General features: G+C 62.3%; 9 protein-coding genes and 3 pseudogenes. 4 read left to right on the top strand and 8 right to left on the bottom strand.

Annotation, left to right across the window (positions count from 1 at the left end; genetic code table 11):
- Positions 1–325: 325 nt before the first annotated feature.
- The 5 genes from AC1Q6Z_RS35005 to AC1Q6Z_RS34985 are packed head-to-tail and all read right to left on the bottom strand — an operon-like array spanning position 326 to position 6,991.
- Positions 326–1,273, bottom strand: a complete 948-nt coding sequence (locus tag AC1Q6Z_RS35005) for a choline ABC transporter substrate-binding protein (RefSeq protein WP_492650728.1) — start codon at positions 1,271–1,273, stop codon at positions 326–328.
- Between the two features lie 51 nt (positions 1,274–1,324).
- Positions 1,325–2,155, bottom strand: coding sequence for an SDR family NAD(P)-dependent oxidoreductase (locus AC1Q6Z_RS35000; RefSeq protein WP_492650727.1), 831 nt, complete (start codon positions 2,153–2,155; stop codon positions 1,325–1,327).
- Positions 2,152–2,649, bottom strand: a complete 498-nt coding sequence (locus AC1Q6Z_RS34995; RefSeq protein ID WP_492650726.1) for an acetone carboxylase subunit gamma — start codon at positions 2,647–2,649, stop codon at positions 2,152–2,154. The genes AC1Q6Z_RS35000 and AC1Q6Z_RS34995 overlap by 4 nt, the downstream gene beginning before the upstream one ends.
- Before the next feature lie 3 nt (positions 2,650–2,652).
- Complete coding sequence (locus tag AC1Q6Z_RS34990; protein WP_439618786.1) at positions 2,653–4,845, bottom strand: hydantoinase B/oxoprolinase family protein; 2,193 nt, start codon at positions 4,843–4,845, stop codon at positions 2,653–2,655.
- Positions 4,846–4,861: 16 nt separating this feature from the next.
- Positions 4,862–6,991: a hydantoinase/oxoprolinase family protein gene (locus tag AC1Q6Z_RS34985; protein ID WP_492650725.1), complete on the bottom strand. Its 2,130-nt coding sequence runs from the start codon at positions 6,989–6,991 to the stop codon at positions 4,862–4,864.
- A 96-nt stretch (positions 6,992–7,087) separates the two neighbouring features.
- Between AC1Q6Z_RS34985 and AC1Q6Z_RS34980 the strand changes: the two genes are divergently transcribed.
- The gene (locus AC1Q6Z_RS34980) at positions 7,088–7,879 is read left to right on the top strand and encodes a helix-turn-helix transcriptional regulator (protein ID WP_256120329.1); all 792 of its coding nucleotides are present in this window, start codon (positions 7,088–7,090) and stop codon (positions 7,877–7,879) included.
- Between the two features lie 17 nt (positions 7,880–7,896).
- On the opposite strand, the gene AC1Q6Z_RS34975 is transcribed toward AC1Q6Z_RS34980, so the two are convergent.
- Positions 7,897–8,094 carry a WGR domain-containing protein gene (locus AC1Q6Z_RS34975; RefSeq protein ID WP_492650724.1) on the bottom strand — a complete coding sequence of 66 codons (198 nt, stop codon included), beginning with the start codon at positions 8,092–8,094 and terminating at the stop codon, positions 7,897–7,899.
- A gap of 64 nt (positions 8,095–8,158) precedes the next feature.
- A pseudogene (locus AC1Q6Z_RS34970) lies at positions 8,159–8,309 on the bottom strand (IS6 family transposase); the annotation flags it as partial.
- A gap of 447 nt (positions 8,310–8,756) precedes the next feature.
- Here AC1Q6Z_RS34970 and AC1Q6Z_RS34965 point away from each other — a divergent pair.
- Together AC1Q6Z_RS34965 and AC1Q6Z_RS34960 are read left to right on the top strand one after the other, a co-directional pair.
- Positions 8,757–9,789, top strand: a pseudogene (locus tag AC1Q6Z_RS34965) (CaiB/BaiF CoA transferase family protein); the annotation flags it as partial.
- Positions 9,790–9,827: 38 nt separating this feature from the next.
- A pseudogene (locus tag AC1Q6Z_RS34960) lies at positions 9,828–10,176 on the top strand (PLP-dependent aminotransferase family protein); the annotation flags it as partial.
- Positions 10,177–10,295: 119 nt separating this feature from the next.
- On the opposite strand, the gene AC1Q6Z_RS34955 reads toward AC1Q6Z_RS34960, so the two are convergent.
- Positions 10,296–11,348 (bottom strand): LacI family DNA-binding transcriptional regulator, encoded by a 1,053-nt coding sequence (locus tag AC1Q6Z_RS34955; RefSeq protein ID WP_492650723.1) that lies wholly within the window; start codon positions 11,346–11,348, stop codon positions 10,296–10,298.
- A gap of 278 nt (positions 11,349–11,626) precedes the next feature.
- On the opposite strand from AC1Q6Z_RS34955, the gene AC1Q6Z_RS34950 reads away from it, so the two are divergent.
- Positions 11,627–12,904 (top strand): amino acid ABC transporter substrate-binding protein, encoded by a 1,278-nt coding sequence (locus tag AC1Q6Z_RS34950; RefSeq protein WP_439618791.1) that lies wholly within the window; start codon positions 11,627–11,629, stop codon positions 12,902–12,904.

Genomic DNA, 12,904 nt, shown 5'->3' with positions numbered 1-12,904 from the left:
CGACACCACCACAGCCCGGGCAATCCATCACCTGCCTCCACGCAAATCACCCCCATAGCAGAATCTCAAAAGCGTTCAATGTAAACACTCCCCACAAGGGGGGAGATTGGATGGCGGCGCGGGCGTCACTTCATCGGCAACGGCAGTGATTAGCGGGACGTAGCCACGATTCGATCTCCCCCCTTGTGGGGGAGATGTCCGGCAGGACAGAGGGGGGTATTGTTGGCACGCGCGGATTCAACAAACCCGCAGCCCCTAGCAACCAGCGATTCACCAAAGGGGCCGGATTCAAGACATCCTCTCACCCAGCCCCCCACCAAAACCATCACCCGTTGAGCAACCCGCCCACCGCCTCCGCCGCCGGTTTGCCGTCGATCGTTGTCACACCCTCCAGCCACGGCGTCACCGCGTCGGGATGCGCCTTCAGCCATTCTGTCGCGGCGGCCTCTGCGTCCTTGCCGTCGTTCAGGATGGCGCCCATGATTTCGTTTTCCATGGGCAGCGTGAAGCGCAGGTTGGTGACGAACTTTGCGACGTTCGGGCACTCGGCCGCGTAGCCGGCGCGGATGTTGGTGTAGATGTCGGCGCCGCCGTAGTTGGGGCCGAAATAGTCGTCGCCGCCGGAGAGATAGTCGATCTGGTAGACCGCGTTCATCGGATGCGGTGCCCAGCCGAGGAAGACGATCCACTGCTTTTCGCCGATCGCCCGGCCGACTTCCGCCAGCATGCCCTGCTCCGAGCTTTCGATGAGCTCCCAGTCGGCGAGGCCGAAGGCCTTCTTGTCGATCATCTCGGTGATCATGCGGTTGCCGTTGTTGCCGGGCTCGATGCCGTAGATCTTGTTGCCGAATTTGTCGGCGAATTTCTGCAGGTCGGCGAAATCCTTGACGCCGGCATCGGAGACATATTTCGGCACGGCGAAGGTGTATTTGGCGCCCGTCAGGTTCGGGCCGAAGACCTCGATCGACTTGTCTTCGAGGAAGGGCTTGCGATCGGCCTCCATGCTCGGCTGCCAGTCGCCGAGATAGACGTCGATGTCCTTGTTCTTCATGCTCGTATAGGTGACGGGAATGGAGAGCAGCTTGCTCTCCGGCGCGTAGCCCAGCGCCTGGAGGATCGCCGAGGCGACGGCGGTGGTGGAGGTGATGTCGGTCCAGCCGACATCGGAGAAGCGCACGGCCTTGCAGCTTTCCGGATCGGCCGCATGCGCGGTGGCGAAGGTCGAAAGCAGTCCGGCAGTCATGGCAAGCGTTGCGATTACATATCTTGGCATTTGCTGTTCCCTTTCTTTGTTGTTTTGGTCGTCAAACGCGAAAAAGGCGGCTCACCAGAGTGCGCCGCCCGAGATCTGTATGTTCTCCATGGTGATGCCCCTGGCCCCCTCCCCCGAGAGGAAGACGGCAAGGGTGGCTATTTCGCTCGGCTGGATGATGCGGTTCTGCGGGTTCTGCCGGGCGATATCGGCCATGGCGTCTTCCAGCGTGCGGCCCCCGCCCTCCCGGTCGAGAACCTGCTGGACATTGCGGCGCATCAGCTCCGTCTCCACCCAGGTCGGGCTGATCATCACCGCCGTCACGCCATGCGGCGCGCCCTCCAGCGCCACGCAGCGGGTCAGGCCAAGCAGGCCGGATTTCGAGGCGCAATAGGCGGGATTGTCCTTCCAGCCGACGGTGGCTGCCGTCGAGCCGATATTGATCACCCGCCCCCATTTGCGCGCGATCATGCCCGGCAGGTAGGTCCGGATCATGCGGAAGGCGCCGTTGAGGTTGGTGTCGATGATCTTCAGCCACAGCTCGTCCGAATGGCCGCTGACCGGCTGTTCGGCCGTGGTGCCTGCCGCATTGACGAGGATGTCGGCCGGCCCGCAGGCTGCCTCCGCAGCAGCGGCGAAATCGGCGATCGCCGCGCTGTCGCGCACGTCGAGATGCCCGGCATGCACCTTGGTGCCATGCCGGGCCAGCCGTTCCCGCACGCTGACGATCTCTTCCGGGTCCGGATAGGCGGCGGCGTCGCCCTGCCGCCCCGCCGCCTCGCGCACGAAGGAGCCGACGGCGACATGGGCGCCGGCCCCGGCAAGGGCCTCGGCGATCGCCAGCCCCTGCCCCGTCAGCCCGCCGGTGATGACCGCGCTGCGGCCCTTCAGGTTTTCCGTCATGCCGTCTCCTTCAAGGGTGTGCCCAGCCAATCCCTGTAGAACCCTTCGAGGTCCGGCTGGAAATCATGCACGATGGGATAGCCGGGTGCGGCCGCCTCCACCTCGTGCAGGTGGGCGCATTGCGGGCAGAAGAACTCGCGGATCTCCATCCATTCCGGGTCCGGCAGGTCGGAATTGGGGTAGATCTCGCGCAGGCTCTCTTCCGTGTTGCGCACGCTGATCACGGCGTTGAGCTTCCAGTTCTTGCGGTAATCGCCGAAGGAATGGCCGCATTCGCAGCGCGTCACCCGCCCCTCGGCGCTGTCGCAGATGAAGAGCCGGTCGCCGACAGGCAGCAGGATCGGGTCCTCCCAGGCCACGCGATCCTGCAACACGCTGATATATTTGGCGAAACGGTCGTCGTCCTTGTAGGCGCTCATGATGCGGCGGGTCTGCGGCCAGGGCAGCGTGCCGTCGACCAGTTCGCGGATGGTTTCCTTGGAATAGGCACTCATGGCTCACTTCTCCCCGGCAAAGGCATAATCGGCGTCGAGACCCCAGAAGTCCTTGAATTCCCGGGTGAATCTCGGCGAAAGCTGCATCGCGCTGCGATACATCCGCGTCACTTCCAGCGCAAAGTCCTGTTTCTTCACGCGCGTCGCCTCCCTGGCGATCCATTCGGAGACCGGAATGGCCTTGGCGAGCCGCGCTTTGCGCATCTCGGCGCGCCGCGCCACGGTGGCATCGATATCGGCCAGCGGATAGCCCTCCGCGTCGTCCTTGAGGATGATGCCGAAGACCTGCTCGGCCGCCTCGCGGGTGAGGAAGCCGTTTTCCACATCCCAGGCCGTCTTCACCGGATCGCGCTCCAGCACGTCGCCAAAGCCGCCGCCGCCATTATAGGCATGGCTGAAGATATCGCCGGACTTGTGCGGCTTGGTGATGTAAGGCCCCTCCTCGAAGACCTGCTCGCCCTTGTAGCGGCGTTCGAAATCCGAGACGAGCGGATCGGTGCCCGGCGTGTGCGCCAGCGCCTCGCCCTTTGCCGCCTTCTCGAAGATGTCGGAGCCGCGCACGGCATGGTGCTTTTCGCAGGTCGGCGCCGGGTAGCCGCCGCACAGACCGCCATTGTCGAAGACGCGGGAGGAATGTTCCGAGGTGACGAGGCGCAGGTGCTCCGTCTTGTTGATCAGCCAGGTGGAGGCGAAGGCGCAGCCGCCGCGATATTTGCCGGCCCCTCCGGAATTGGGCACGATCGAGCGGCCGATATAGACCATCGGCATGTTCTGTTCCCAGATCTCGATATTGCCCATGTCGGATTCCGGGTTCCAGCCGACATAGGCCGTGTCCAGCCCGTCCTTGATGGCAAGCGCCCCGGAGCCGGCGGCGGCGCATTCGAAATGCGCCATGCCGAACTGCGTGCCGTACTGGCTGGTGCCGCCCATCTCGATCATCGGAGAGTTGACCTGCCCGACGAAGGCCTCCTCGACGAAGCCGCGGGCAATGAAGCCGCGCGACAAGAGCCGCTGGAAGACGCCGTAGGCGGGCAAGAGCAGCGCCCAGGAGGTGGCGGTGGCGGCCATCTCGTTGTCCGGGTTGGTCCAGGTGCCGTGCGGAATGTTGATCTCGGTCGCCATCCAGGCGCCGTCATTGACCAGGCCCTCGAAATTCATGTGCTGGGTCAGCGTCACGAACATGCCGCCATCCATGCCGGCCGGCGTGCAGTTCATCGAGTGATAGCCCCAGGGCTGGGTGCCGTCGAAATCCATGCGGATCTTGCCGTCGGACTTGATCTCCATCTCGATCGGGATGTTGTAGAGCCAGTTCGGCGGCCCGAGCGGCTGGAAGCCCGGCTTGCCCTCCGTGACATGGCCGTAGAAGGTGTGGCCGCGATAGATGCCGGGCACGGTGAGCTGGCGGGTGCGGGCGAGCTGGGCGCGCCTGCCCTCCTCGATGAACTCCTTGGCAAGCCGCTGCCAGTATTCCAGCCCGACCTCGGAGATCAGCTGCTTGACGCTTTCGCGCATGTCGATGCAGGCGGCGACCTTGGCCTTTTCGTCCAGCACCCAGTAGATCGGCATGCGGAGGTTCCGCTCGCAGCGGATGACATAGTCGCGGCGGATCTCGTCGTTCTCGCCGACCTTTTCCGCGCAGACGAACAGGCCCTCGGTGAAGCGCTCCTGCGCCAGGCACACGTCGCCGCCCGGTGTGATGCCGCCGGCCTCCAGCTCGTGGCAGACAGCACCCGCCCAGCCGACCAGCGTGCCCTCGTAGAAGATCGGCACGACGTCCATCACGTCCGGCACCTGCACGGTGCCGATGAAGGCATCGTTGTTGGCGAAAATATCGCCGTCGCGGATGCAGGGGTTTTCCTCGTAGCCGTTCTTGATCATCCATTTGATGAAGCGGCTCATCGTGTGCACATGCACCATGATGCCGTTGGAAAGGGCGATCGCGTCGCCCTCCGGCGTGTAGATGGCGACGACCATCTCGCCCACTTCGCGCACACCGGGCGAAGCCGAGATGCGCCGGGCCATTTCCCGCGCCGAGACGCAATAGGCACGCAGCTTGGTGTGCAGCGTCTCGAATTTCAGCGGGTCCTGCCGGCGCAGCGTCAGCTCTGTGATGCCGTCGTAGCAGCCGGTTTCCTCCATCAGCCGTTCGGATTCGAGGAGGCGTTCGCGAAGGGGATTTGCGGTTCTGTCCAGCATGGTTTCGGTCTCCCGCTCAGGCGTGAATATAGTGGAGCAGCGTCCACTCATCGATGAAGACGCGGTCGTTCGGATGCACGACGAGCGTGGTGGCCGGATGCTCGATGATGGCCGGGCCGGTCACCTCGTGGCCGGGTTCGAGCAGGTCCATTTCGTAGAGATTGGCCCTGTGCCAGCGCCCGCCGATATAGGCCTCGCGCGTGCCCTTGTGGGCGCTCGCCGGATTGGCGGTGCCGAGCGGCCGGCGGATGAGCGTCGGCTTGATCTTGTCGGCCGTGGCGATGACGCCGAGCTCCATCAGCGAGAAGCCGGCCTCGCCATATTTCGAGACCCGGTGGTTCGCCTTGGCATAGACCTCCTCGAACTGGGCGAGCACGGCGCGCATGTCGTCGGCCGAGTTGACAGCTGGCAACGGCGCGATGACCTCGACGTCTTCGAGCTGGCCCGTATAACGCGCCATGAAGAAGGGCACGGTCTTGATCTTCTCGCGCGCATGGCCGTCGGCGAGCATTTCATCGACCGCGGCCCTTTCGAGATCGCTCCAGACCTTGGTGATCTGGCTGCCGGCGGCAACGAGCCGGTCTTCCGTGGCGCGCGCCGAGATGTCGATCTGGGTGGAGACCGAGTGGCGGCGCATGTAATCCGCCGTGGTGCAGCCGAACGCGGAGAAGCCGGCGGCGAACTGGAAGGTGATGATGTCCTTGAAGCCGATGCCCTTGGAGCAGCCGGCCAGATGCAGCGGCCCGGAGCCGCCATAGGAGAGCAGCGTGAATTCCGACGGATGGATGCCCTGGCCGGAAATGACGCGGCGCAGCGCATTGTTGGCGTCCGCCTCCAGCATCTCGATCATGCCTTCGGCCGCTTCCTCCACGCCGACGCCGAGCGGATCGGCGCACTTTTCCTTGAAGGCCGCGCGCGCCTTCTCGACCTGGAGCTTGACCTTGCCGCCGAGGAAATAATCCGGATTGAGCCGGCCGAGGATGGCGTCGCAGTCGGCAATGGTCGGCTCGGTGCCGCCGCGGTCGAAGCAGATCGGTCCCGGATCGGAGCCCGCACTTTCCGGACCGAGCGAGATTTTGCGGGTCAGCGGATCGACCTTGAGGATCATGCCGGCACCCGCGCCGATCGTATCGAGATGCAGCGTCGGCACGTTCAGCTTGAAGCGGTCCATCAGCGGCTCGTTCTCGATGCGGGTCTGGCCGCGCGAGATGACGCCCATGTCGAAGGAGGTACCGCCCATGTCGGAGCAGATCAGCGAGTCATTGCCGATCAGCTTGCCGATATAGGCCGCGCCGAGGATGCCGCCGATCGGGCCGGAGATCATCGTCTCGTGCAGGCGAGGGTGGTTGATCGAGGTGAGGCCGCCGAAGGAGAGCAGCGTCTGCACGCCATATTTGAAGCCGTATTTCTTCGAGGCATCCTCGATGCCGCGCAGCTGCTTGCGGCCGCGCGACGTCGCATAGGCCTCGATCAGCACCGAGTTCAGCCGCGACTGTTCGCGGATGACAGGACGCACCTCGTGGCTGGTATAGACGGTGATCTCCGCGCCGGCCTTTTCGACCTCCTCGCGGCAGATTTCCGCGATGCGCTTTTCATGCACCGGGTTCACATGGGAGAAGATCGTCATGATGCAGATCGCATCGACCTTGTCCTTGATCAGCGCGCGCGCGGCCTTCACCACATCGGCATCGTAGAGCGGCAGCACGACATCGCCGAAATGGTCGATGCGCTCCGTCACGCCGTGTGTGCGCCGGCGCGGCACGAGGGGATCGGGGTGATGGTGGGTGACGGCGTGCAGCCGGTCGGCATAGGAATAGTCCGCCCAGGCCTGCAAGCCGCGGCCCATCAGGATCATGTCTTCCATGCCCTTGGTGGTAATAAGGCCGAGCCTGCGGCCGGTGCGCGACAGCAGCGTGTTGAGCATGCCGGTGCCGGAATAGAGCACGACGTCGACGCCCGAAAACAGGCTTTCCAGCGAAATGCCCCAGGCCTCGGCCGCGTCAAGGGAGGAGGCGACAAAACCCTCCGCCTCGTCTTTCGGCGTCGTTGCCGCCTTGCCGATCTTGAAGTGTCCATGACGATCGACGAGGATCGTGTCGGTCATGGTGCCGCCCGCGTCGATGCCAATCACAATCGGGTTTTCCAAGTCCTTGCCCTCCGAGACTTTCGATGGGGGAAGACTAGGCTCGGGCAAGGGCGGGGCGCCATATGCCGAAAGGCACAATGACGGCGGGGCAGGGGGATGCTAGATCAGAGCATGCGCGCAGAGTTTTGGCAAAACCTTGCCGTCGCGATCGCCGCGACGGGAACGGACGAGCACGTCGACCGGCTGATCGACATGATCGGCGCCGTCGTCTCGCCCGACCTCATCACCGTCACGCGCTATTCGGCGACCCGCCGGCCGGAATTCGTCAAGCACCGCGGCTATTCGGAAGAGATGGTCGCGCGCTACCTCGAAACCTACTATGTCTTCGACCCCTTCTACGCCCATTGGCGCGGCGAGCGGCGCACCGGCATCGTGCCCTTGAAGAGCCTTGCGAGCGACCGCATGAAACGCGGCCGCTACATCGCCGAGTTTCTCGCTCAGTCGGAAATCTGCGACGAGATCGGCGTGCTGCTGGAGGATGGCGACGACTGGTGCCTCGGCATCTTCCTCGACCGCTCGCGCCAGCCCTTCCGCGATGCCGACGTGGACCTGCTCAACGAACGCTTCTCCGTCTTCGCCGCCCTGCACGCGCTCGACACGAAAACCCGCCAGCCCTCCTACAGCCGCAGCGCCACCCCCACGGCGCCCGGCGCCGTGCCCGCCAATGGCCCGGTCATCGCCGCCGCCCTCTGGCCGGAACTGTCCGCCCGCGAGTTGGAACTCGTCGAGCTGGTGCTGAACGGCCACCCCACCGCCACCATCGCCGCCCGCCTCGGCATCGCCTCCGGCACGGTAAAAAACCACCGCGCCCGCATCTACGAAAAACTCGACATCACCACCGAGCGGGAATTGTTCCTGCACTTCTTCCACCGCAGCCAGCCGCATTGACGGAGTGTTGACAGGTGTCAACGGTCTCCCACCGGCACATACCCCCGCCGGCATTTCCGCGCGGCCAGCCGCTCCGCATCCCGCCTAGCCTCCGCCAAACTCCGCTTCGCCTCCACCCGCTCGCGCGAAAAGACGCCGATACGGCCCCATTCGCGCACCATCAGCGCGGTGCCGAACAGGTCGCGCGTCCCCGTCAGCCGGTAGAAGCGCTGCATGTGGCATCGTCAACTTAACGGCAACGAGGACAGGCCATGACGCCGGCCGAGTTTGTCGGTACACTTGGGCGATTTTCGCCCACAGTTTCATCGCCGATGAATTCGCGATGATGGCCGGAGGAGATGTCGTGGCGGAGGATGTAAAACAAGTTGGCAATCGGGTCATGGATGGAGACGAAGCGTTGTAGATGTCGCCTCGTCTTGAAGCGCTTCATAGTGCAGCATTATCCGTCTTTTTATGGCTAAGGCAATGCGTGCATTTGTTGCTGTGATCTTTCGCAATTTCCGCTCAAGTATCCGGCGCATTCGACACCGATTCGTCCGTATTCCGGTTCCCGTTGAGCATTTCCCCTACGGGGTCGCAGTTTCTGGCCTCCAAGTCTGGCTCAAAAACGGACGGTTTCGCGGAGTGTGCTCGAGGACCGAAATGTCTGCCGCGCCGCCTTAGCGTGTGATGAAAGCCATCCTCCTTTGCTGTCGGTGGTCATGGCGTCCTCATAACGCCAGATTGTACCCGAACCCATAATATTTCATTTGAAGCCTCTTGTTGCCCACCTAGAATGAAACGAAAAATAGCTTTCCTATAGCTATAAATAAACATAATCGCTTCGGGAGAGGCGTGTGGAATTCTCAAAAAGGAATTTTCCTCTACAAATTCGGTTATGCTTGAAGGAATTCGAATAATTGATCTTTCAAGAATTGTCGCCGGAAACTTAATAGCTCTAAAGCTCGCGGATTTTGGCGCAGATATTATAAAGATAGAGAATACGCAGGATAGAGATCCTTTCCGGAAGTGGCATGGGGCAGGGGTAGCGCTCCACTGGAAGGAATACAGCCGCAACAAGCGAAGCCTCACGCTCGATCTGCGCAGCGAACGCGGCAGGGAGATATTGCTCAAGCTTGTCGAGACGGCCGACGGTCTGGTCGAGAACTTCCGGCCGGGTACGCTGGAGACGATGGCTGCACCCCGACCTGTTGCTAAAGCGCAATCCGCACCTTGTCGTGCTGCGCATATCGGGCTTTGGCCAGACCGGCCCGTATCGATCCTATGGCGGGTTTGGAACTCTCGTTGAGGCGATGTCCGGCTATGCCGAACGGTCCGGCTTCGAGGATCGGGAACCCGTGCTGACGCCTTTGGCGCTCGCCGACAACGTCACGGGCCTGACTGGCGCCATGGCCATGATAATGGCTCTCTACCATTGGGACGCCAAGGGCAGCTCCGGCCAGGTGATTGACCTTTCACTTCTGGAGCCGATGTACGCCACCCTCGGCCCGTTGGCCTCGCGCTACAGACTGACCGGGACCGTGAAGAAAAGGGTCGGAAGTGCTTCCAGCACATCGTCTTCCCGCAACATCTACAAGACCAGCGACGATCGCTGGGTGGCCATGTCCGCCTCCATACCCACCATGGTCACCCGTCTGTTCCGGGCGATCGGGCGCGAGGACATGCTATGCGATCCCCGCTACAGCACGAATGCGGAGCGTTTCAAGCACCGCCATGAAGTCGATGCAGTCGTCGGTGGATGGATCCGGGAGCGCACCCTCGACGAGAACCTCGCCTTTTTCCGCAAGCACGAAATCACCGTCGGGCCGGTCTACAACATCAGCAAGATCGTCGAGTATCCGCACTTCATCGAGCGTGAAATCCTGGTGGAGGCGCCGGACGAGGAGCTCGGATCGCTTCCCATGCACAACATCTTCCCGCGCTTCTCCAAGACGCCGGGCGATTTCTATCGTCCGGCACAGCCGACGCTATCCTGCTCTTCATTCGCGCCGAGGCGGCAGCGCGCCAGGATCCGGTTGCGAAAATCCTCCCGGCCGGCAGCTACCAGGCGGATCCGATCAGTTTCAATTCTGGCTGCCGCTGGGGCAGGGCTGGACCCGTTCGACTTTGGCTCGCATATGCGGACATCCCGGCTCGGGGTGGTCGCGAGCGACGCTTTCACGATGGAAGGGCCTGCAACAGAAGCTGTCAGGGTGTGCCTCGGCGGGCCGATTTCACGACCGAAACGGAAGGGAGCGCTGGAGTTCGTGGCCCACGCCCTGGAAGGCTCCCCGGAGCGCGTTGGGACCTTCTTTTAGGCGCTTCCTGGCGACTACTCGCCATCATCCTTTCTAGATAGACGATCATGCGTTCAGTCGCTCGAGTATTGGCACCGAGCTGTTTCCGGTGATGTTAGGTTGTTCTCGTGTCGTAGGTCTCACCTACGCGGTTCCGGATCGTCCGGCCTGGCCTGTGTGGTGCTCTCGCGGACAATGATCTCGACGGGAAGGATTGTTTCCATGGGTATGTTTTCGGCGGTCTCGCCATTCATCAGTTGCAACAGCACGGTTGCCGCAGTACGACCGGCACTGTGCTGAAGTATCCGGACGGTTGTCAGCCTGGGGCGGATCAGATCAAGGAACGGCATGTCGTTGAAGCCGGTGATGGAGATCTCGCGGGGGCACTCGATGCCCCGCTCGCGCAATTCATCGATCGCGCCGAGCGCGAGACGATCGTTGGCGCACAGGATTGCGGTGAATTTCTTGCGAGACGCCAACAGCTCCTGAACACAGCGCGCGCCCTCCCTCTCGTCGAAACGCCGGGCTGTTACAACGAGATCCGGACTGAACTCGATCGAGAGTTTCCGGGAGGCATTGCGGAACGCGGCCAGGCGAAGCTGGCCGGTCGACAGGTCCTGCGGGCCGGCGATGTGGGCAATGTGGCGATGTCCGAAGTCGCGCAGATGGCGCAGCATCTCGCAGATGCCGGCATCTTCGTCGTTGATGATGTAGGGAATCTGCGAGTTCTCGACCATGCGGTTCAGCGTCACCACCGGAAGGCCTTCGGTCGCCGCCCGTGCTATGGAAGGGTCGCTCCGCAGCACCGCCGCGTGAATGATGCCGTCGACGCCACGGTCGCGCAAAACGTCGACCAGCCGGCTTTCCCGTTCCTTCTCGCTGTCGGTGTTGACGATGATCGAGGCGTAGCCGAGCGGCTCCAGCACGCTTTCGATGCCGCGCAGGATCGGTGGGAAGATGACGTTTGTAATGTCCGGGATCATCACACCCACCGTCATCGTCCGGTTGGTGCGAAGTCCTGCAGCAATGCGGTTCGGCCGGTAGCCGAGCCTTAGGGCGGCGGACTGGATTTTTTCCGCGACTTCAGCGGTGATGGCCGACCGGGTCGCGGGATCCAGCGCGCGCGACACTGTCGAGACATGTACGCCAGTCTCTCTCGCGATGTCCTTGAGCGTGGTTCTTTTCTTGAGCATTCATTCGCACCGTTCCTAATGTTCAATACCCAAAGACGAGAAATTTCGCAATCGATTGCATTCAGGTTCTTGACGTCCATCAGGAAATTTGCTTTGTTTCATGCAATCGATTGCGCGAACGATTGCGCAAGGCGATACGGCTTACCTGCATGGGGTCGTGATACTGGGTGGAGGAGACCCGATGGCACGGCCGGAATGGCGTACGCAACGGATTGGTCCGGCGTATGGATCTATGACTGGTGTTTATGCAATCGATTGCCCTGGGGAGGAGCAAGACTATGAACAAGGCGAAATTGGTATTGGCGACGACAGCCGCCGCATTCCTGACGACCGCAGCCTATGCCGAAACGATCCGCATCGGAGCGTCGCTGCCCATTACCGGCGGTCTCTCCGTCAGCGGTGAGAAGCATAAGCGTGGCTACGAACTCTGCAACAAGCTGATCAACGAAGCCGGCGGCCTTCTCGGCCAGCAGGTCGAGTTGATCGTCAGCGACAACCGTTCCGATCCGGCGACCGCCATCAACCAGTATGAGCGCTTCATCAACGTCGACAAGGTCAACGCGGTCTACGGCACCTTCTCCAGCCGCTTGACCTTCCCGGTCGGCAACGTTCTGTCGAAATACAACATGGTGCACCCCATTCCGTCGGGCGGCGCGCTACGCATCTATTCGCAGGGTTTCAAGAACCTCTTCTACTTCCAGGTCAACGCTGCTGAATATACCGGCAAGGATCTGATCGCGCTGATGAAGGAGCAGATTCCGGCCGACCAGGCGCCGAAGTCGGTTGCCGTCGTCCATGCCGACGACTTCTTCGCCAACGCGATTGCCACCGGTCTCCTCGGCCAGAAGGTCATCGATCCGGCCAACGACAAGGAAATCGCCGATCTCGCGCCGGGCTACCTCAAGGATGCCGGCATCGAGGTCGTGATGGAAGAGAAGTGGCCGGAAGACGGCTTCAACGACTGGCTGAACCTTGCCAACTCGATCAAGCAGTCCGGCGCCGAAATGATCATCGGTCTGACGGCATCGGCCGAAGAGGCCGTGCAACTCACCCGCGCGCTGAAGACGGTCGGCGCCACGCCGAAGTTCGTCTATCTTAGCCAGGGTGCGCAGACCGAATTCATCGAGGGTGTCGGCAAAGAATCGGCCGAGGGCGTTGTCATCCACACGACCTGGCACAAGGACGTGAACTTCCAGGGCACGCTCGCAGGCAAGCCGTTCAACAACTCCGATTTCGTCGCCGCCTTCGAGAAAGAATACGGCGTGGAGCCGGACGAGGATAGCGCCATCCCGTTTGCCGTCTGCCAGGGCATCGAGCAATCGATCACGGGCGCAGGCTCGACCGACAATGCCAAGATGGGCGAATGGCTGAACGCCCGTACCAAGGCAGAGCCCGTGCGCACCGTACTCGGCAACTTCTCGTGGGACGAGATCGGTCTGCCGGAAGACAAGCGCCACATCATGACGCAGTGGCAGGACGGTGAGATGAAGTTCGTCTATCCGACCGGCGAGTTCGATGGCGTCGTTTCGATGAAGTACCCGAAGGCCGGTTTCTGA

The sequence above is a fragment of the Shinella sp. GW835-FHT14H05 genome (assembly GCF_058793575.1).
The sequence above is the reverse complement of the archived record's forward strand: the minus strand, read 5'-3'. Positions and strand labels throughout refer to the sequence as shown.